Raw genomic sequence first — 20,963 nt, forward strand, 5'->3', positions numbered from 1 at the left:
GCCCCGCCATGCCGCCCCCCGGCATGGCGGGCTGATCACTCTTGCCCGCATCCGGGCACTGCCACACCTTCTTCGCTTTCCGAAACCACTCTCTTTTCCCGAAACCAAAGGATGAGCCACATGTCCGCCTTGATGAAGACCTTCACGATGCTCGAGATCGGCAAGACCGCGATCGTCGAGAAGCCCATACCCACACCGGGCCCCAACGAAGCCCTGGTGAAGACCACCGCCGCACTGATCTGCACCTCGGATGTGCACACCGTCAAGGGTGCGCTGCCCGTCGAGAACGGGCGCACCCTCGGACACGAGTCGGTCGGTGTGATCGCCGCACTCGGCTCCGCGGTCACCGGTTTCACCGAGGGCCAGCGCGTCGCGGTGAATGCGGTGACGCCGTGCTTTGAATGTTCGTACTGTCAGCGGGGTTTCACCAGCCAATGCGGTGGGCTCCTCGGCGGCTACAAGTACACCGCGCAGGTCGACGGCAACATGGCCGAGTACTTCCTGGTGCCGGCGGCGCAAGGAAATCTCGCCCCGATCCCGGACGAGTTGAGCGATGACGCCGCGGTGTACGCCTGCGACATGCTCAGCACCGGACTGATGGGGGCCGAGCACGCGCAGATCGAGATCGGGGACACCGTGGCGATCTTCGCGCAGGGTGCGGTCGGATTGTGCGCCACCATCGGGGCAAAACTGCGGGGTGCGGGGCGGATCATCGCCGTCGAGTCGCGCCCCGAACGCATCGCTCTGGCACAGCGTTTCGGCGCCGACGACATCGTCGACTTCACCGACGGTGATCCTGTCGCGCAGATCATGGACCTCACCGGTGGCGTCGGCGTGGACGCCTCGATCGAGGCGCTCGGCTTCCCGCAGACCTTCGAGGCCGCGTTGGCCTGCCTCAAAGCCGGTGGCACGTTGTCGAACATCGGCTATCACGGCGAGAACCCGGCGCCGCTGCCACTGGATCTGACGGCGTGGGGACTGGGCATGGGAGACAAGACCATTCGGACCGGATTGTGTACCGGTGGTAGTGACCGGATGTCGCGGCTGTTCACCCTGATGACGACCGGCAAGGTCGACCCGACGGTGATGACGACCCATCGCTTCGGCTTCGACGACGTCGAGGAGGCATTCGTCATGATGGCCGAGAAGCGCGACAACATCGTCAAACCGCTGATCACCTTCTGACCGGGGCATCCGGGTACGGAAGAAGCCGGCGCGCGGTCGTTGTCACCCCACCGCGGTCAGCCAGAATGGGAACGTGACGAGCGACCCCGACGGCTGGCAACGACTGAGCACCGTCATCGACGGACCGCTGCCGGAGATCGCGATCCGGTTCTCCCGGTTCCTGACGTCGCAGTGTCCGCACGATGCTCTGGTCATCTTCACCCGCGAGTGCACCGGACGGCCCCGCAAGGTCGCCGGCGACCCGGCGATCGTCGACCGGGTCACCATCGCCGAACTCGATGCGATCAAGGACGAGACGGTCGTCGGTGAGGTGATCGAGCGTGACGCGGTGGTCGGGGGCGCGTCACGTCGGGTGCGGGTGGTGCGCGACGAGACCGACACGCTGCTTGTCCTGGTGCCCAAGCGGGCGTTGTCGGGGTCGCCGAAGTTGTTGCGCGCCTGGTTTGCGATCGTCGCGGTCTCGATCCGCCAGCAGGTCGCCCAGGCCAGCCCGGATTATCTCGCCGAGTCGCGGGCGGCGTCGAGTGAGCGGGCGCGCACCATCACCCAGCTGACCGAGACCCACGAGGACACCCTCGCGGCGATCCTGACGACGCTGCGTGCCCGCGACCTCGACGATCGGACAGCCCGCACCCGGGCCGCCGACACCGCGTCGTCGGCGCTGATCGCATTGCGCACGGTCGGCGACGCCGACCACAAGCTGGCGACCGAGGCGCTGGGCACCGCATTCTCCCGGTTGCGGGCCGAACTCGAACCGGTGCTGAGGCACGTCGACGCCGAGGTGGACTTCGGTGGACCGACCGCCGACGGCCGGTCGCTGCCCGGGGAGATCGCGCATGCCGCGCGGGCGATCGTTCGCGCCGTTGCGGTGGCGGTCGTCGCCCAGGCGCACCTCGTGCGGGTGCGGATCTCCTGGGATGCGCAGGGCGACGATCTCGTCGTCGACGTCCGTGACCAGGGCAGCGGCGAGCTCGACGGCGACGCGTTGCGGCGCCAGCTGGCCGGCCGGCTGCAGGCGCTCGACGGGCGCCTCGAGGTCGAGACGATCCCCGGGTGGGGCAGTCGGGTGTCGGCGCACATCCCGCTGCAGACTCCCGACGCGCGACCCGGGGAGGATTTGCTGTCGTCGCTCAATCCGCGGGAGGTCGAGGTGCTGGGTCACCTGGCCCTCGGCCGGCGCAACAAGTCGATCGCCACCGATCTCGGTGTCAGCGAGTCCACGATCAAATTCCACGTCACCTCGATCCTGCAGAAACTGCAGGTCTCCAACCGCGGGGAAGCCGGTCTGCTCGCGGCTCGGGCGGGCATCACGGCCGACTGATCGTCCTTTGCGGTCGAGTGCGGCTGTACTTTCGTCTAGGTAGAACCATCCATTCGGGCGGATGCATGTGTTCGTCGACGCCACAAGACTGGGACGGGACTACTACGACTGCATGGCGCAGTCCAGCGTTGTCCCCAACCAGAGTCGTATCGAGAGGATCGAGAAGCGGATATGTCGGAGCAGACGGTCAAGGGAGTCATCTCGCGGAGCAAGGGTGCTCCGACGGAGCTCGTCGATGTGGTGGTCCCCGACCCCGGGCCCCGCGATGTGATCGTGAAGATCCAGGCATGCGGTGTCTGCCACACCGACCTCGCCTACAAGCAGGGCGGGATCAACGACGAGTACCCATTCCTGCTCGGGCACGAGGCGGCGGGCATCGTCGAGACCGTCGGGTCCGACGTCAGTCACGTCGAGGTCGGCGACTTCGTCGTCCTCAACTGGCGTGCGGTGTGCGGTGAGTGCCGCGCCTGCAAGCGGGGCCGTCCGTGGTATTGCTTCAACACCTTCAACGCGTCGAAGTCGATGACGCTGACCGACGGCACCGAGCTCACCCCTGCCCTGGGCATCGGCGCGTTCATCGAGAAGACCCTCATCCACGAATTGCAGTGCACCAAGGTCAATCCCGAGACCGACCCGGCAGTGGCCGGACTACTCGGCTGCGGTGTGATGGCCGGTCTGGGTGCGGCCATGAACACCGGCAACGTGGGTCGCGGGGATTCGGTGGCCGTCATCGGCTGCGGTGGTGTCGGTGACGCCGCCATCGCCGGCGCGCGGCTGGCCGGTGCCACGACCATCATCGCGATCGACCGCGACCCGGCAAAGCTGGAGTGGGCCACCGATCTCGGTGCCACCCACACCATCAACGGTGCCGAGGTCGACGACGTGATCACCGCCGTGCAGGATCTCACCGATGGCAACGGGGTGGACGTCATCGTCGACGCCGTCGGCCGACCCGAAACCTACAAGCAGGCCTTCTACGCCCGTGACCTCGCCGGCACCGTGGTGCTCGTCGGCGTGCCGACCCCGGAGATGACCCTCGAGCTCCCGCTGGTCGACTTCTTCTCTCGCGGTGGCGCATTGAAGTCCTCCTGGTACGGCGATTGCCTACCCGAGCGGGACTTCCCGATGCTCATCGACCTCTACGAACAGGGGCGTCTCCCGCTGGAGAAGTTCGTCACCGAACGTGTCGGCCTCGGCGACGTCGAGGACGCGTTCTCGGCGATGGAGGCCGGCAAGGTGCTGCGTTCGGTGGTGGAACTCTGATGCCCCTGCAGATCGAGAACGTGGTCACCTCAGGCACTTTCAGCCTCGACGGGGGTACCTGGGACGTCGACAACAACATCTGGATCGTGGGTGACGACAGTGAGGTCGTCATCATCGACGCGGCGCACAAGGCTGCGCCGATCCTCGACGCGGTCGGCGGACGCACCGTCAAGGCGATCCTGTTGACCCACGGGCACAACGACCACATCACCGTCGCACCGGAGTTGTCGAAGGAGACGGGTGCACCGATCCTGCTGCATCCCGGCGACGACATGCTGTGGAACGACACCCATCCCGACGTCGGCCACGGCGATCTCGCCGACGGGCAGGAGATCGAGGTCGCGGGCACCGCGCTGACGATCATCAACACCCCGGGGCATTCGCCGGGCTCATCGGTGATCTACGCGCCCGAGGCCGGCGTGCTGTTCAGCGGTGACACCCTGTTCCAGGGCGGGCCCGGCGCGACCGGGCGCTCGTTCTCGAGCTTCCCGACGATCATCGAGTCCATCAGGACCAAGATCTTCACCCTCGACCCGGAGACCAAGGTCTACACAGGTCACGGCGACGGCACCACCGTTGCCGCCGAGGCGCCGCATCTGGAGGAATGGATCAAGCGCGGCAGCTGAGGTCGGGGCCTGCGGGCCGGATGATCACGATCTATGGAGTGGCTCACAGTTGCTTGCCAGATTATTGGTTGCATGCGCAAACACTGTCACTATTAGGCAATGCTAACCTCACTTGAGAGACTCTCCCCGTGGGCGATCGGGGTCTTCCGAATCGTCGTCGGCTTCCTGTTCTTCTGCCACGGCACGTCCACGCTGTTCGCGTGGCCGGTGCCGCCGTACAGCGGTCAGACCGCGGACTTCGGTGCCTGGCCCTCGTGGTGGGCTGCGGCCATCCAGTTCGTCGGCGGGCTGCTGATCATGCTCGGCGTGGGTACCCGCGTCGCGGCGCTCATCGGATCGGGATCGATGGCCGTCGCCTACTTCTGGAAGCATCAGGGCGACGGTCTGCTGCCCATCCAGAACGAGGGCGACTCGGCAGCGCTGTTCTGCTGGGCATTGCTGCTGCTCGTCTTCGTCGGCGCCGGCCAGCTCGCACTGGGATCGGTGTTGTCGCGCAAGGGTTCTGCGTCGGGCGAGGCAGGAGTGGCCGAGCCGGCCTGAGGCAGTTGCCCGGCGACCGGAATCAGCTGCGGCGCAGGGGGTCTCGAGGATCGCCGCACGCGGCTCACACCTCGACCGGCGAATGGGGTGTTGCTCGCGTGTGGGTGAGGCCATCCCCGGGTGGCCGAGCCGGCGTTTTGTCGGGCGATCGGAACCAGCTGCGGCGCAGGTGGTCTCGAGGCTCGCAGCACGCGGCTCGCACCTCGACCAGCGATCAAAGTCGCAGTCGGTAGGTCGGATGCGTTCGGGGAAGTCGCCGTAGATCGGTTGGGGTTGGCGAACCCGATTTCCCCCCGATGGTCGAGGTGCTCGGCGCCCCAGGCGCCGAGCCTCGAGACCCGCCGCACCGATGGGAATCCGGTCCCACCGACCACCGGCGTCAGCCGCGGAAACCGAAGCGTGAGTTGAGTTCTGCGGCTGCACGCTGCACGGTGGCAGCGAGGGCGGGGGCGTCGTCGGGATCGAGGCGGTATCTCGGTCCCGACACGCTCAACGCGCCGATCACGGCGCCGCTGTGATCCCGAATGGGTGCCGCGACCGCCACGAGCCCGAGTTCCAGTTCTTCCTCGGCGATCGCCCACCCGCGGTCGCGGATACGGGCGAGATCGGCAAGCAGGGCATCGATCTCGGTGATGGTGTGGTCGGTGTAGCCGGGCAGTCCGGCGACGAAGGTGGCGCGCACCTCGTCGTCGGATAGCGCGGCGAGCAGGGCCTTGCCCGACGATGTGGCATGCGCCGGGGAGGTCTGACCGATCCAGGTGTGCAGAGCGACGCTCGAGGTACCTTGTGCCTCAACGATGTTGACCGCCTGGGTACCGCCGAGTACGGCGATGTTGGCGGTCTCACCGAGTTCTGCGGCAAGCATCTCGCAGATCTCCTGCCCCTGTTTGGACAGGTCGAGTGTGGCGCTGGTCGAACTGGCCAGACGCACCACCGTGAAACCGATTCGGTACTTGCGTCCGCCGGGCTCCTGCTCGACGAAGCCGCGTGCCTCCAGCGATCCGATGACACGCGAGACCGTCGACTTGTGCACGCCGAGTTCGGCGGCGAGCTCGGTGACGCCGGCCGCGCCGTGTTGCCCGATGAGCTCGAGGATTTGCAGGGCCCGGTCGACCGACTGGACGGCGCCGGAGCCGGGGTTCTCGGACGGGTTGCTCTCCTTGGTGGGCATGACCCGACCAACTCTAGCCGACCACCCCAGCGGGGGATCGAACACCGAGGTCACAGGGTTTACTTCCGGATGCGCGACATCGCGGGATCGACGGAGACGTCGGGGCCGAGTACCGCTCGATAGGTGGTGCGTTGATACGCGACGGACACCTCGACGCCATCCTCGAGGTCGGCGGGCAGCCACGCGTATGCCAGGCAGGTCCGCTGGGTCGGCGACCAGCCCGCGCTGGTGATGTAGCCGACGACCGCACCGCCCACCGACACCGGCTCCTTGCCGAGGACGACGGCCGCGGGATCGGTGAATCGCAGGGTCCGCAGGCGAGTCGTCGAGACGCGTTCGGCCAGTGCGCTCTTGCCCACGAAGTCGTCCTTGCTCATGCGCACCGCGAAGCCCAGGCCGGCGGCATCGGGTGTGTGCTCGGTGGTCATGTCGGTGCCGGCCGACCGGTAACCCTTCTCGATCCGCAACGCGTTGAACGCTATTCGGCCCGCGGAGATGATCCGGTGCTCGTGCCCGGCGGTCATCAACAGATCCCACAGGCCACGCCCGTACTCGGCGCCGGTGTAGATCTCCCAACCGAGTTCGCCGACGTAGGACACCCGCATCAGCGTGACCGGAATCGGCCCGATCGTCGTCTGCACGCACCGGAAGTACTTGAGCCCCTCGTTGGTGAGGTCGGTGGGTGTCAGTGGCGCCAGCACCTCCCGCGCCGATGGCCCCCAGAGACCCAGACAGCAGGTGGCGCCGGTGATGTCACGCAGCGTCACGCCGTCGGTGGGCAGGGGTCGGGCGATCCAGTCGAAGTCGACGGGACCGTTGGCGCCGACCTGGAAGACGTCGTCGGAGAGCCGGGCGACCGTCAGATCCGAACGCACACCGCCCTTCTCGTCGAGCATGAGGGTGTAGGTCACCGATCCTACCGACTTGTCGAGATTGTTGGTGGTCAGCTGTTGCAACAGATCGAGGGCCCTCGGCCCGGACAGTTCGTAGCGGGTGAGCGGGGTCATGTCGTACAGGGCGACGTGGCTGCGGGTGTGGGTGGCTTCGGCGACGGAGATCGGCGACCAGTGCCGCGCCGACCACGAATCCCGTTCCGGTATAACGAATCCGCCGGCGACGAGCTCGTCGAGCAGGCCCTGGTTGGCCTCGAACCATGCGGGCCGCTCCCAGAAACCGGCCTCCCAGAACTCTGCGCCGAGCGCGACCTGACGGTCGTAGAACGGGCTGGTCCGCACCTGCCGCGGCGCCGTGCGCTGATCGTGCGGGTGGATGACGTCGTAGACCTCGACGAAAGACTGTGAGCTCGTGGCGAGGATCGCGTCGTCGGTCAGCCCGGCCTCCTCGAACCGGTACAGATCGAACTCATGGGTGTCGACGGAGGCGGCACCGTCGATCATCGACTCGGCGACCGTGCGTGCGATGCCCGCGGAGTGGGTCACCCACACGGCCTCGGCCACCCAGAAGCCGTGCAGTTCACGGTGTTCGCCGACCACCGAATGGCCGTCGGGGGTGAACGAGAAGATCCCGTTGAAGCCCTCCTCCACCTTGCCGCCGGCCAGCTCGGGGAGTAATCGCGTGCTCTGCTCCCACGCCTGCGCGAAATCGTCGGGGGTGAACGTCACCTTCGACGGCATCTCCTCGAGGGAGATCGTCGACTCGTGGTCGAGGGCGGAGACATCGGTCGGCATCGGCCGGTGACCGTAGTAGCCGATACCCAGCCGGTCACCGTGCTCGCGGTAGTAGAGATCCTGATCCTGGTGACGCAGGATCGGCAGCGACGCCTCGGCGACAGCCGAATTGACGCCCTTCCGCGAAGCCAGCGGAGTGGTGTAGGCGTACTGGTGGGCCATCGGCACCAACGGGATCGTCAGGCCTACCCGCCGGCCGAACTCCCGGCCCCAGAATCCGGTGCAGCACACGACGATGTCGGCGTCAAAGGTTCCGGTGGTGGTGCGCACGCCCCGAACAGAACCATTGGACTCGATGACATCGACGACCTCCTGATGGCCCACGAACCGTGCGCCCCGCTCGGTGGCGCGAGCGGCCTGAGCCTCCACCGCGCGCAACGCCTTGGCGAGTCCGTCGCGCGGCGTGTACAGCCCACCGAGGATCAGGTCGGGGTCGAGCAAAGGATACTTCGCGACACATTCTGCGGGGGTGAGCAACTCGTGGTCGACGCCGCGGGATGCGGCCCACCCGGCCTTGCGGTGCAGATCACCCCACCGCACGTCGGTGGTCGCCACCTCGAGTCCGCCGACGTGATTGAAGCACCATCCGTCGGGATGGGTCAGCGCGGAGAACTTCTCACACGTGTAGGACGCCAACTCGGTCATCGTCTTCGACGGGTTGGTCGCGAAGACCAGTCCCGGTGCGTGCGATGTCGATCCGCCGGTGGCGAACAGGGGACCGCGGTCGACGACGGTGACGTCGGTCCAGCCGCGCCCGGTCAATTCGTCGGCCAGCGAGGTGCCGACGATCCCGGCGCCGACGATCACGACTTTCGGTGTGCTCATGGGAGGGTTCTTTCGGGTCGGGGTCAGCTGAAGACGACGGTGCTGGTGCCGTTCATCAGAACGCGATTCTCGCTGTGCCAGCGCACCGCTCGCGAGAGGGCGAGTGCCTCGGCATCGCTGCCGACGGTCGCCAGACGGCGCGGGTCGTGGGTGTGGTCGATGCGGATCACCTCCTGCTCGATGATCGGTCCCTCGTCGAGGTCGGGGGTCACGTAGTGCGCGGTGGCGCCGACGTACTTGACGCCCCGCTGGTGGGCTTGGTGATAGGGCTTGGCGCCCTTGAAGCCGGGCAAGAACGAGTGGTGGATGTTGATCGCCCTGCCACGCAACGCAGTACACGTCTCGTCGGAGAGGATCTGCATGTACCGGGCCAGTACCACGAGATCGGCGTCGTACTCGTCGACGAGTCCGAGCAGTCGGGATTCGGCCTGCGCCTTGGTATCCGGGGTGACCGGCACGTGATGGAACGGCAACCCGGCCGAGACCGCCATCGGCTCGAGAGCCGTATGGTTGGACACCACCGCGACCAGGTCGCCGCCGAGAGTGCCCGAGCGCCAACGGAACACGAGATCGTTGAGACAATGACCGAGCGTCGAGACCATCACCAGAATGCGTTGCGGCGCTTGATCGGTGATCGTGAACTCGGCGTCGATACCGGCCGCGAGATACTCGAAGGCGCGGGTCATCTCCTCGGCGCCGGCCTCGCGCGCGCACACGAACTCCGTGCGCACGAACAACGTGTGGGTGAGCGGGTCGTCGAACTGCCGGTGATCGGCCACCTCGCATCCGTGGCTGTAGAGAAATGACGAGACGGCATGCATGATGCCGCTGCGCGACGGACAACGCAGGGTGAGGATGAACGTGTCAGACATGGCCGGGTCCTTCTGTGCTGGTGCAATACTCCGCTGCCGCGTCGGTGTGGCAATACTCCGCTGCCGCGTCGAGCAGCCAGTGGGCGAGGTAGTCGGCGAAGGAGGAACGCACCAGCAGAGCGAATCCCGACGCCGGGTCGTCGCCGGAGCGATGCAGGATGACCCCGGTCTGCGCGAGCAGGGTCTGCGCGGCTTCGTCCGGGCCGAACGATTCCGGTGCGAGGTCGATCGCGCAGCCGTGTGCGAGGACGGTGCGCGCGTGCTCACCCGCCAGGAGCAGGCGGGTGCGCTGCCCGCTGGCATCCATCAGAAAGGTGCCGGGTTGGGCGTCGCCGAGTCGCCCGGTGACCTCGGCGAGGTACTCGTGGCCGGGGATCCCGGGCCGGTACAGCAGCCATTCGTCGGGGCCCAGCCAGATCGCCACCTCGCCCCGGTCACCGTCATCACCGTCGCCATCCGCACCGCCGCGACGGACGTGGCAGGCCGCCGGCAGATCCAGACGCGCGATCGCGTTCGCGTCGGTGGTCCGGACCACCACCTGCGCGACAGGTGACTCGCACACCTGCACCGCAGGGGCCAGGGCGGCGAAGGCGCTCGCCCAGCCGTGCAGGGGCGACCGAGAGGTACAGGTGTGCTCAACCATCACGACGAGCTCCTTCCAGATCGACGAAAACCGTTGTGGTGACCTCGACTTCGACCAATCGATCACCGATTGGCACATCGAGGAGGGCGCCGATCCGCTCGCGTCCACCCTTGACCAGGGCGAGGGCGAACGGCCGACCGAGTTCGGCACTGCGGTAACTCGAGGTGACATGCCCGAGCATCGCGACCGGCGGTGCCGGCAGCGTGCGGTCGGCGCGGTGGGCGATGATCTGCGAACCCTCCGGGAGCTTCGTGGCACTGTCGGTGGGCAGCAATCCCACCAGGTGCTTGCGGTTCGGGTCCTGATTCGACGGCCGGTCGAAGGAGCGTTTGCCGAGGAAGTCGACCTTCTTCTTCGACACCACCCAGCTCATCCCGAGATCATGCGGGGTGACGGTGCCGTCGGTGTCCTGCCCGATGATCGGGTACCCCTTCTCGGCGCGCAGCACGTGCATCGTCTCCGTGCCGTACGGGGTGATGCCATACGGTGAGCCCGCGTCGATCAGTGCACGCCACAGGGTTTCGGCGTACTCGGCGGCCACATTGACCTCGTAGGCGAGCTCACCGGAGAAACTCACCCGGCCCAGCCGCACCGGGACCCCGCCGAAAGTCGTGTCGCGCCAGTCCATGAAGCCGAACGCCTCATTGGTGACGTCGAGGTCGGGGAACACCGCGCCGACGACCTCACGCGAGTGCGGCCCGACCACCGGGAACGTGGCGACATGGTCGGTCAGCGACGTCGTGAACACCTGCAGATGCGGCCACTCGGTCTGATGCCACTCCTCCATCCAGTCCAGGATCGTCGCGGCGTTGCCGGTGGTGGTGTAGACGGTGTAGCGGTCCTCGGCGATCCGCATCACCGTGCCGTCGTCGAGGACCATCCCGTCGGGCCCGCACATGACGCCATAGCGCACCTTGCCGACCTTCAGGGTGCTCATCAGGTTGGTGTAGAGCAGATCGAGGAAGACCGGTGCGTCCGGGCCGGCCACATCGATGACCCCGAGCGTGGATCCGTCGAGGATGCCGACTCCCGAACGGACGGCACCACATTCGCGCAGCACCGCCGATTCCATGTCCTCGCCGCCGCGCGGGTAGAACCGCGGACGCTTCCACTGCCCGACGTCCTCGAAGATCGCACCGCGCTCGATGTGCCACTCGTGTAACGGGGTCCGGCGGATCGGATCGTAGAGGTCGCCGCGGTTGCGTCCGGCCAGCGCGGCGAACGAGACCGGCGTGTAGGGCGGACGGAAGGTGGTGGTGCCGGCGTCGGAGACGTCGACCCCGAGGAGTTCGGCGACGATGCCGGAGGCGACGATCCCCGACGTCTTGCCCTGATCGTGGCCGGTGCCGATGGTGGTGTAGCGCTTGACATGTTCCACCGACCGCATACCCGCGCCGACCGCTCGCTCGACGTCGGCGACGGTCGCGTCGCGCTGCAGGTCCACGAAGGACAACGTCGGCTCCGACTGCGGCACATGCCAGTACACGGCCGTCGCGGCCGGGGTGCGGTCGGCGGTGCGGGGTACACCGCGGTACTCGGGCAACACCGCGCCGAGGGCACGCAGCGCGGTGAGGCCGGCGCGTCTGCCGTCGGTCAGACAGGAGCCGGTGGTGAGCAGTCCCGCTGCGGCACCCGCGATATCGGCATTCGGCAGGGTGCCGGTGGGCAGGAAGGCGGCGGCGTCGGCATCGAAGGCGATGGCGCCCCGCAGCTGACTCCACAGGTGCGCCGCCGGGTTCCAACCACCCGACACCAGTACGGTGTCGCAGCCAATGATGGTGCCGTCGAGCAACTCCACGGCCTCGACGGACTTGTCACCGATGGCGCGCACCACCGCGTTGGAGGTGCGGACGTCGATACCGAGATGTGTGGCACGCTCAAGCAGATCCGACGACACGTGCGGCCGAACGTCGACGAGGGACGCGATGTGCACACCCGACTCGGCGAGGGCGAAGGCGTCGGTGTACGCGGAGTCACCGGCGGTGAACACCACGGCTTCTCGGCCGACGAGGACCCCGTACCGGTTGAGGTAGTCGGCGGCGGCCCCGGCGAGCATCACGCCGGGAAGGTCGTTGGTGCCGAACACGATCGGACGCTCGTGCGCACCGGCTGCGACGACGATCCGCTTCGCGCGGATGCGATGCACGCGTTGCCGAGAGGTCCGCGTCGGTGCCCCGAGAGATGACTCGCCGAGATGATCCGTGCGGCGTTCCACCGCCAGCACGAACCCGTCGTCGTAGCCGCCGAATGCGGTGGTGCGGACGAGGCGGGTGGTGTGCGGGTGCGCGTCGAACTCGGCGACCGCGTCGGCGACCCACGGTGCGTCGGGGGTGGCGCCGCCGGGTTCGGGGCGTTCGTCGACGAGCACGACCCGTACGCCGGCGCGGGCGGCCATCACCGCCGCCATCAGACCGGCGGCACCGGCCCCGACGACGAGCACGTCGGGATGGTGATGCAGCGAATCGTAACGGGCGGTGTCGATGTCGGCGGACAGCTTGCCCCATCCGGGGACGCCGTGCGCGACAAGCCCGGCACAGAGTTCGATCATGGTGGCCGGCACCATCGGTTCGCTGTAGGGGGCGTCGATCCCGACCTGTGCGGTGGCGTCCTCCGACCACGAGCCGGTGATCCCGCGGATGCGACCGAGATTGACGCTGCTGGTGATGGTGCGGACGCCGTTGGCCAGCAGTGCCGAGGCGAGGGTGTCGCCGGCATAGCCGGTGTAGGTGACGCCGTCGAAGACGAAGTCGATGGGCCGGGTGCGGTCGATGCGGCCGCCGGCGGGGGTGCGGAGATCGGTGAGTGAGTGGGTCATCGGCGTGGCCCGGGAGCTGAGGTCGACACCGGGGCGGCGACCGGCGTGCCGGTGAACCGGTAGGTCAAGGTGTCGCGGGTGATGGTGAACCACCTTCGGCAGCCGGCGCTGTGGCACCAGCGTTCGGCGAGAGCGCCTTTCGGGTTCGGACGGAAGAACAGATAGTCGGCCCACTCGTCGTCGTCGAGGGTCTGCGGCTGCGCGGGATACTCGACGCCCGCGGCGGCGCCGTAATGGAACTCGGTCTCCTCGCGCGGCCCGCAGTGCGGGCAGGGAATCAGTTGCATGGGGTTCTCCGGGCTTGTGTGGAGTCGATGGTCTGCGCTGGTGCGCCGGTGGACTAGTGCGCCACGGCGGCCGCGCCGTGCTCGTCGATGAGTCGACCGGTGGTGAACCGGTCAATGGTGAACGGGGCGTTGATCGGGTGGGGAGCGCCGGTCGCGATGGTGTGGGCCAGGCACCAGCCGACGGCTGGTGTCGCCTTGAATCCGCCGGTGCCCCAACCACAATTGACGAAGAGGTTGTCGAAAGGGGTGGCGCCGAGGATGGGGGAGGCGTCGGGGGTGACGTCGACGATGCCGCCCCAGGTCCGGAGCAGCCGGGCGCGGGCGAAGATCGGGAACAGCTCGACGGCGGCGGCCATCTGTCGTTCGATGATGTGGAACGCGCCGCGTTGGCCGTAGCCGTTGTAGGAGTCGACGCCCGCACCCATCACGAGTTCTCCCTTGTGAGCCTGGGAGACGTAGACGTGCACCGCATTCGACATGACGACGGTCGGATGGACGGGTTCGAGGAGCTCGGAGACGAGGGCCTGCAGCGGATGGGATTGCAGCGGCAAGCCGAAGCCCAGTTGATCGGTGAGAGTGGAGGTGTGCCCGGCGGCGCACAGGGCGACGGTGCCCGCCCCGATGCGCCCGCGTGAGGTGTTGACCGCGGTCACCTTGCCGTCGGTGGTCTCGAACCCGGTGACCTCGCAGTTCTGGATGATGTCGATGCCTGCGGTACTGGCGCTCCGCGCGAATCCCCAAGCGACCCAGTCATGTTTGGCGATCCCACCGCGCGGCTGGAAGGTCGCCCCCATGACCGGGTATCGGATGTCGGCGGAGGTGTTGACGATCGGGCAGATTTCGGCGACCTGCTTGGGGTCGAGCCATTCGGCGTCGATTCCGTTGAGCCGGTTGGCCTCGACCCGGCGAACGGAGTCGCGGACGTCCTGCTCGGTGTGTGCGAGATTGAGAACGCCCCGCTGACTGAACAGGATCGGATATCCGAGCTCCTCTTCGAGACCCTCCCAGAGTTTCAGTGCGTGTTCGTAGATGCCTGCGCTCTCATCCCACAGGTAGTTGGACCGGATGAGCGTGGTGTTGCGGGCCATGTTGCCACCGGCGAGCCAACCACGTTCGAGGACGGCCACATTGGTGATGCCGTGATTGCGCGCGAGATAGTGGGCGGTGGCGAGCCCGTGCCCGCCGCCGCCGACGATGACGACGTCGTAGGTGGGTTGGGGGTCGGGGTTGTGCCAGAGGAAGTCGGGGTGCTCGGGCAAGCGAGCGGGCCGAGTGGAGCCGGCGCCGGGAGCGGAGCGAGCGGGCCGTGTCGGTTGGGCGCCGGGAGCGGAGCGAGCGGGGTCGGGGGTCATGGTGTCCTCAGAAATCGATGACGACGGGGGAGATGGGTTCGGAGCAGCAGAGCAGGATCTTGCCCTGCTCGATCTCGCGGTTGCGGATGCCGCCCTGATGGTTCATGACGACGTCGCCGGAGACCTTGGTGACCTTGCAGGAGCCGCACAGGCCGACGCCGCAGGTCGAGGGGAGGGTGACGCCGGCGGCCGCGGCGGCGGCGAGGATGCTGCTGCCCGCGGTGACGTTGACGCGGCGGGCGCGGCGGGTGAAGTCGACGGTGATGCCGGGGCCGTCGTCGTCGGTGGGCGTGGGCAGGACGAAACCGAAGCTCTCCTCGTGGATGTGGGCGAGACTGGCGCCGGATGCGATCAGCGCGGACCGGACGCCGCTGCGGAATTGTCCGGGGCCGCAGAGGAAGACCTCGCGGTCGGCGAGGTCGGGGCACATGCGTAGGAGGGTGGCGGCGTCGAGGCGCCGGGGAGCGGTTGCCGACGGGTCGTCGAGGTGTGCACGGGTGAGGGCGAAGGCCACGTCGAGTCCGGGGTGGGCGACGGAGAGTTGTTCGAGTTCGGCCCGGAATGGGATGTCCTCGAGGGTGCGGGCGCTGTGGATGAATACGATGTCGGTGTGCTCGCCGGAGCGGTACGGCCCGGACGTGGTGCCGTCGGTGGCGGCGCGGATCATCGACATGATGGGGGTGATCCCGCTACCCGCGGAGATGAACAGGTAGCGTTCGGCGCCTTTGCCCATGTAGCTGAATCGGCCGAGGGGACCGCTGGCGGTCATCGTCATGCCTGGTGTCATGTTGTCGTGCAACCAGTTCGACACGTGGCCGCCGGTCTTGCGTTTGACCGAGATGGACAGGGTGTCGGGGCGGGTCGGCGGTGAGGAGATGCTGTAGCAGCGTTGCACGGTGCGGCCGTCGATGGTGACCCCGATGGTGAGGAACTGTCCGGGGTTGAACACGAAGGTGTGGGGTTCGACGGCGCGAAAGGTGAACGTCGTCATGTCGTGGGTCGCCGGGGTGCGTTCGACACAGACCAGAAGGTGTTCGTCGCTCATCAGGCGCTCTCCGGAATCTGTGACACCGGTTGCGCCACTTGATGTGTGACGCCCAGTGTGGTGCGCAACGCGGTGATGTACCAGTTGATGAAGGCCTCGACCTGGACCTCGGACGGGCCGTACGGGCCGGGAAGGTAGGCGGGGGCGGCGATGCCCTGGTGGGCGAGGGCGACGAGGTCGGCGTCCTGCTGGTTGGTGATCTCCCAGACGCCGGTCAGCCGGTCGAGGTCGTAGTCGACGCCTTCGACGGCGTCGGCGTGGACCAGCCAGGTGGTGCGGACCAGGGTTTGGTCGGGGGCGAGCGGGATGGCCGAGAAGAGCACGGCGTGGTCGCCGGTGATGTGCAGCCACATGTTGGGTTGCAGGTGCATCGAGAGGCGACCGAGTCGGCGATCGGGAAGGGCGTCGGCGAGCGGGCGGGTGCAGGCGACGGTGCCGTCGAGGGTGAACGATTCGCCGGCAAGATCCATCGGCTCACGCTCGATGTGGAAACCGGTTGTGCGCGTGTCGAGTTGAACGATCCGATCATAGGGCAGTCCGCGTCGTCGCCACAGGTCGGTCATCTCGTCGGTGGCCTGACGATATCGGGCGGTGGCGGGACGGAGCCGTTCGGGGATGGCGTCGGAGTCGGCGAAGCCCCAGATCGGGAAGAACACGTTGAGCAGTTCCGGATGCCCACCGCAGTGATAGCACTCGCGGTTGTTCTCCATCGTGAGTTTCCAGTTGCCGTTCTCGATGAGATCGGTCTGTTTGGCGACCTTGGCGTTCCTGAGACCGTGGGGTTCGAGGTAGGGCGTGACGATCGCGGCGACCTCGTCGATGTCGGCGGGCGGCTCGTCGGCGAGGCAGATGAAGATCAGCCCGGCGATCGTGCGGAGCGCGACCGGCCGGAGTGAGAAGCACTTCTTGTCGAAGCCGGGCGCCTGCGCGTCGGCGAACATCAGCCGGCCGTCCATACCGTAGGTCCAGGAATGGTAGGCGCAGACGATGGTGCCGGTGCTGCCGTGGTCGTCGGTGAGCAGCCGGGCGCCGCGGTGCCGACAGACGTTGTGGTGGGCACGGACGACCTGCTCGTCATCGCGGGCGATGATGACCGAACTGCGGCCGAGATTCACCGTGAGGTAGTCACCGGGCTCGGCGATCTCGGCTTCGGTGGCGACGAAGATCCACCGCTTGGCGAAGATCTCGTCGAGGTCGCGGTCGAACCACTCCCGGTCGACGTAGAACGGGGCGGGCAGGCTCTCGCCGACGACGCGCTCGTCGAGGAGCGCTCTGGCGGCCGGGTCGAGTCGGTCGGATTCGGCTCCCGCCTCGGCGGCGCCCGCGACCATGTTTGCGGTCATGGGAGATGAATGCCTCTCTTGGCCAGTGATTTTCACGTGGGAATCGATATGTGGATATGCGCGCCGGGTGGGCGGGCTCCGCGAACCACCCCAGCTACCGCATCAACGTCTGTAGTTGCACTATGCGCAACACTGCGCACGTGATGCAACAAGTGTGCGGTCTATGGCAGACGATGTCAACCGCATCGGAGACGGCCTTTTCCGAGGCCGTCCGACTTGTCGGTTCGAGCAATGTTGTGCCGGGCGCATGCCACCGATTTCGGTGCGCAAACCACTAGCCTGGCGGGATGAAGCGGGGAGCGCTGACGCGGCTGATACCGCCGGCATTGGCGGGCTATCAGCGCTCGTGGCTGCGGGCCGACCTGGTCGCGGGATGCACCCTCGCGGCCGTGGCGATCCCCGAATCGATGGGCTACAGCGCCATCGCGCATGTGCCGGTGGTTGCCGGTCTGTACACGATCATCCTGCCGACGATCGTGTTCGCGCTGATCGGCTCGTCCCGGCTGATGGTCGTCGGCGCGGACTCGGCGACCGCGGCGCTGCTGGCATCGGGTATCGCCGGGCTCGGTGTGGCAGGGCTGGTGCCGGACTCGCAGGCGTGGCTGCAGTGGGCGTGCCTGATCGCGATCGTCACCGGTGGACTGCTCGCGGTGGCCCGGTTGCTGCGCCTGGGATTCCTCGGCGACTTCTTGTCCACCTCGGTGCTCATCGGATTCCTCGCGGGCACGGGTGTCACCGTCATGACCGGCCAGGTCCCCGCAATGCTGGGACTGTCGAGCACCGACGGCTCGATCTGGTCGCGGTGGTGGGCGATCCTCACCCATCTTGGCGACATCAATTGGGGAGCGGTCGGATTTGCCGCGGTCACCTTGGTCGCGCTGCTGGCGGGCGGGCGCCTGATGCCCCGTTTCCCGGCCGCCGTCGTGGTGGTCATCGGGTCGATCGTCGCCGTCGCGGCCTTCGGATGGTCCGCGCACGTTCCGGTGGTCGGGTCGGTCCACGGTGGCCTCCCGTCCTTCGGATGGCCGGGCGGAATGGGCTCGGGAGGAATGGGATTGGGGGAGATCGCGAAGGCCACCACTGTCGCATTCGGCTGTGCGCTGGTGATTCTCGCCCAGAGCGCTGCGACCGCACGCAGCTTCGCGCAGCGGCACGGGCAGAACGCCGACATCAACCGTGACGTCCTGGGGCTGTCGGGGGCCAATCTGGTGGCGGGCTTCTCCGGCACCTTCGTCGTCAACGGCAGTCCCACCAAGACGCAACTCCTCGACGACCAACGCGGCCGCACCCAGGTCGCGAATCTGACGATGGCGGTGATCGCGTTGCTGGTGGTGGTATTCGCCACCGGTGTGCTGGCCCGTCTGCCGCATGCGGTGCTGGCGGCGATCGTGTTCCTGATCGCGCTGCGTCTCATCGACGTCCACGGGTTCGTGCGGATCTGGCGGGTTCGGCGGGTCGAGTTCGGTATCGCGGTACTCACCGCGGTCATCGTCGTCGTGTTCGGTGTGCAGGTCGGTATCGTCGCGTCCATGGTGGTCTCGCTGCTCGAACTGGTTCGACGCCAATACCGGCCCGAACGTTTCGTGCTGGGCGTCAGCGGTGGCGGCCGGCCGCGGTACGAGTCGGCGACGCCGGGCAGTCAGTCGCTGCCGGGCCTGATCGTGTTCCGGTACGACGCGGAGCTGTTCTACGCCAACGCCGGTCGTTTCTCCGACGACGTCATGCATCTGGTCAAGCAGGCGCCGGACCCGGTGCGGTGGCTGGTGCTCGACGCGTCGGCGATGACCGACGTCGACTATTCGGCGTCAACGGTACTCACCGATCTGATCGGCTATATCCATTCCCGCGGTGCGCATTTCGCGGTCGCCGGTGTCGATCCCGAGTTGCAGCAGACACTGCGCACCGATGGGATACTCGCCGAGTTGAATCCCGACCACATCTTCGCCTCACTCGAGGATGCGCTGCGCGCCTACCTGCAGGCGCATCCGGAGTCCGCGCCGCCCGGTTACGATCCGTCCGCGCTCGACCTCCCACCGGAAACCCGGGGACAATGATGCGTTTCTCGTCGGTGGTGCAGGCGTCGGCCGCGGTTGCGGCGACCCGCTCACGCACCGCGAAAACCGCTGTGCTCCGCGAACTCCTCGCCACCGCCGCCGACGAGGTGGGTCTTGTGGTGGCGTGGTTGTCGGGTGAGATTCCGCAGGGCCGCCTCGGAATCGGCTGGCGCACCGTGCGAGGAATCGATGTGGCGCCCATCCCCGACGAGGAGTCGCTGCTGACGGTGTCAGAGGTCGACGACACCTTCACCCGGTTGGCAACGACGTCGGGAGCCGGGTCGGTGGCTGCCCGAGCGGAGTTGCTGGGCAACCTCTTCGGCCGCGCCACCGCCGACGAACAGAATTTCTTGCTCCGGTTGCTCACCGGCGAACTGCGGCAGGGCGCGCTCGCCGGTGTGATGGTGGAGGCGATCATCGCCGTGTCCGAGCAACCTGCGCCCCTGGTCCGTCGAGCGCACATGCTCACCGGATCACTGTCGGAGACCGCGACATCGGCGATCGACGGTGGCCGTGCCGTCTTGGAGGGCATCGGTCTTCAGGTGGGGCGGGCGGTGTCGCCGATGCTGGCGACACCCGCGGAGGATCTCGACTCGGCGTTGGCCAGCCTCGGACCGGATCTCGTCGTCGACCACAAACTCGACGGAGCCCGCATCCAGGTGCATCGCGACGGTGATGAGGTGGCCGTGTTCACCCGCACCCTCAACGACGTGACGGCACGGGTACCGGATCTCGTCGCCGCAGTGCGGGAGCTGCCGCTGCGATCGGTGATCCTCGACGGCGAGACCCTGACCCTGTTCGACGACGGCCGGCCCCGTCCGTTCCAGGAGACGATGAGTCGGTTCGGGTCGATGGTGGAGGAAGACCCGGGGGTCGACAGCGGTCCGCGGTTGTTGCGGCCCTTCTTCTTCGATTGTCTCCATCTCGACGGCGAGGATCTGATCGACCGTCCGCTCGTCGAGCGGCTCGACGCGCTGGATTCGTTTGCGCCGCATCTGCGCATCACATCGGTACGCAATCCGACGCCCGAGCAGGCCCGGCATACCCTCGAGGCGGCTTTGGTCGCCGGTCACGAGGGGGTCATGGTGAAGTCGTTGTCGGGTCCGTACGCGGCCGGTCGACGAGGTAAGGCCTGGCAGAAGGTGAAGCCGGTGCACACCCTCGACCTCGTCGTCCTCGGCGCCGAATGGGGGTCGGGGCGCAGGACCGGATACCTCTCGAACATCCATCTGGGAGCGCGTGATCCCGATGGGGGTCCGCCGGTGATGGTCGGCAAGACCTTCAAGGGACTCACCGACAAACTGCTCCAGTGGCAGACCGAGGAGTTCCCGAAACACGAAGACCACCGCGATTCGTGGACGGTCTACCTGCGCCCCGAGATCGTCGTCGAGATCGAACTCGATGGTGTACAACGCAGTTCGCGGTACCCGGGTGGAGTGGCTCTCCGATTCGCCCGCGTGCTGCGGTACCGTCCCGACAAGACCGCCGACCTCGCCGACACCATCGATGCGGTGCGCGGGCTTTTGCGGTGAGGCGTGGGCCGAATCCGGTTCTGGTGCAATGGGTCTCGAGGCTCGCCGCACGCGGCTCGCACCTCGACCATCGGGAGGGGAGGCGACTCGTCGTCGACGGATGCTCGCGCCCTTCCCGCCTGACGATCGGATGCTGACGCCCTCCTCGCCTGATGGCTTTCCCTCCCGCTGGTCGAGGTGCCGAGGAGCGATAGCGACGAGCCTCGAGACCCCTTGTGCCAAAGTAATTCCGGGCCACGGTGGTTCGGTTCCAGCTCTGCCGCAGCTGGTCTCGAGGCTTGCCGCACGCGGCTCGCACCTCGACCATCGGGAGGGGAGCCGTCCATCCGGTGATCGAAGCCTCCCCGTGCGGGAATGCCCAGCCCTTCCCATCCCGATGGTCGAGGTGCCGAGGAGCGCCA

The 20,963-nt window shown here is 67.3% G+C and carries 16 protein-coding genes; 7 read left to right on the plus strand and 9 right to left on the minus strand.

The annotated features are described in order from the left end of the window. Positions 1-120: 120 nt before the first annotated feature. The 5 genes from B1964_RS00465 to B1964_RS00485 all read left to right on the plus strand — a co-directional run bounded on the left by B1964_RS00465 (position 121) and on the right by B1964_RS00485 (position 4,935). Positions 121-1,185 carry an NAD(P)-dependent alcohol dehydrogenase gene (locus B1964_RS00465; protein ID WP_079928391.1) on the plus strand — a complete coding sequence of 355 codons (1,065 nt, stop codon included), beginning with the start codon at positions 121-123 and terminating at the stop codon, positions 1,183-1,185. A 73-nt stretch (positions 1,186-1,258) separates the two neighbouring features. Next, on the plus strand, positions 1,259-2,506 hold the full coding sequence (locus B1964_RS00470) for a LuxR C-terminal-related transcriptional regulator (protein ID WP_079928392.1): 1,248 nt from the start codon (positions 1,259-1,261) through the stop codon (positions 2,504-2,506). A gap of 171 nt (positions 2,507-2,677) precedes the next feature. Then, the gene (locus tag B1964_RS00475; RefSeq protein ID WP_006369072.1) at positions 2,678-3,769 is read left to right on the plus strand and encodes an S-(hydroxymethyl)mycothiol dehydrogenase; all 1,092 of its coding nucleotides are present in this window, start codon (positions 2,678-2,680) and stop codon (positions 3,767-3,769) included. Beyond that, on the plus strand, positions 3,766-4,395 hold the full coding sequence (locus B1964_RS00480; RefSeq protein WP_085949117.1) for an MBL fold metallo-hydrolase: 630 nt from the start codon (positions 3,766-3,768) through the stop codon (positions 4,393-4,395). Before B1964_RS00475 ends, B1964_RS00480 begins: the two co-directional genes overlap by 4 nt. 99 nt (positions 4,396-4,494) lie before the next feature. Then, the gene (locus tag B1964_RS00485; RefSeq protein WP_079928393.1) at positions 4,495-4,935 is read left to right on the plus strand and encodes a DoxX family protein; all 441 of its coding nucleotides are present in this window, start codon (positions 4,495-4,497) and stop codon (positions 4,933-4,935) included. A gap of 379 nt (positions 4,936-5,314) precedes the next feature. On the opposite strand, the gene B1964_RS00490 is transcribed toward B1964_RS00485, so the two are convergent. The 9 genes from B1964_RS00490 to B1964_RS00530 are packed head-to-tail and all read right to left on the minus strand — an operon-like array spanning position 5,315 to position 16,976. Further along, entirely contained in the window at positions 5,315-6,106 is a 792-nt protein-coding gene (locus B1964_RS00490) for an IclR family transcriptional regulator (RefSeq protein WP_079928394.1), read from the minus strand. Between the two features lie 59 nt (positions 6,107-6,165). Continuing rightward, positions 6,166-8,619: an FAD-dependent oxidoreductase gene (locus B1964_RS00495; protein ID WP_079928395.1), complete on the minus strand. Its 2,454-nt coding sequence runs from the start codon at positions 8,617-8,619 to the stop codon at positions 6,166-6,168. Positions 8,620-8,642: 23 nt separating this feature from the next. Continuing rightward, a complete protein-coding gene (purU, locus tag B1964_RS00500; RefSeq protein ID WP_079928396.1) occupies positions 8,643-9,491 on the minus strand; it encodes a formyltetrahydrofolate deformylase in 849 nt (282 codons plus the stop codon). Then, a complete protein-coding gene (locus tag B1964_RS00505) occupies positions 9,484-10,134 on the minus strand; it encodes a sarcosine oxidase subunit gamma family protein (protein ID WP_079928397.1) in 651 nt (216 codons plus the stop codon). Before B1964_RS00505 ends, purU begins: the two co-directional genes overlap by 8 nt. Beyond that, positions 10,127-12,949 carry an FAD-dependent oxidoreductase gene (locus tag B1964_RS00510; RefSeq protein WP_079928398.1) on the minus strand — a complete coding sequence of 941 codons (2,823 nt, stop codon included), beginning with the start codon at positions 12,947-12,949 and terminating at the stop codon, positions 10,127-10,129. Before B1964_RS00510 ends, B1964_RS00505 begins: the two co-directional genes overlap by 8 nt. After that, entirely contained in the window at positions 12,946-13,236 is a 291-nt protein-coding gene (locus B1964_RS00515) for a sarcosine oxidase subunit delta (protein WP_079928399.1), read from the minus strand. Before B1964_RS00515 ends, B1964_RS00510 begins: the two co-directional genes overlap by 4 nt. 53 nt (positions 13,237-13,289) lie before the next feature. Continuing rightward, positions 13,290-14,588, minus strand: coding sequence for a sarcosine oxidase subunit beta family protein (locus B1964_RS00520; protein ID WP_253193832.1), 1,299 nt, complete (start codon positions 14,586-14,588; stop codon positions 13,290-13,292). Positions 14,589-14,595: 7 nt separating this feature from the next. Beyond that, positions 14,596-15,633 carry a hybrid-cluster NAD(P)-dependent oxidoreductase gene (locus tag B1964_RS00525; protein ID WP_020172743.1) on the minus strand — a complete coding sequence of 346 codons (1,038 nt, stop codon included), beginning with the start codon at positions 15,631-15,633 and terminating at the stop codon, positions 14,596-14,598. Beyond that, positions 15,633-16,976 carry an aromatic ring-hydroxylating dioxygenase subunit alpha gene (locus B1964_RS00530; RefSeq protein ID WP_079928401.1) on the minus strand — a complete coding sequence of 448 codons (1,344 nt, stop codon included), beginning with the start codon at positions 16,974-16,976 and terminating at the stop codon, positions 15,633-15,635. The genes B1964_RS00525 and B1964_RS00530 overlap by 1 nt, the downstream gene beginning before the upstream one ends. 287 nt (positions 16,977-17,263) lie before the next feature. Between B1964_RS00530 and B1964_RS00535 the strand changes: the two genes are divergently transcribed. Both B1964_RS00535 and B1964_RS00540 read left to right on the plus strand, forming a co-directional pair. Next, positions 17,264-19,030, plus strand: coding sequence for a SulP family inorganic anion transporter (locus tag B1964_RS00535; RefSeq protein ID WP_079928402.1), 1,767 nt, complete (start codon positions 17,264-17,266; stop codon positions 19,028-19,030). Further along, positions 19,030-20,562 carry an ATP-dependent DNA ligase gene (locus tag B1964_RS00540; RefSeq protein WP_172398706.1) on the plus strand — a complete coding sequence of 511 codons (1,533 nt, stop codon included), beginning with the start codon at positions 19,030-19,032 and terminating at the stop codon, positions 20,560-20,562. The genes B1964_RS00535 and B1964_RS00540 overlap by 1 nt, the downstream gene beginning before the upstream one ends. The last annotated feature ends 401 nt before the right edge of the window (positions 20,563-20,963 follow it).

It is taken from the genome of Gordonia sp. i37 (assembly GCF_002043085.1).
GTDB lineage: Bacteria > Actinomycetota > Actinomycetes > Mycobacteriales > Mycobacteriaceae > Gordonia > Gordonia polyisoprenivorans.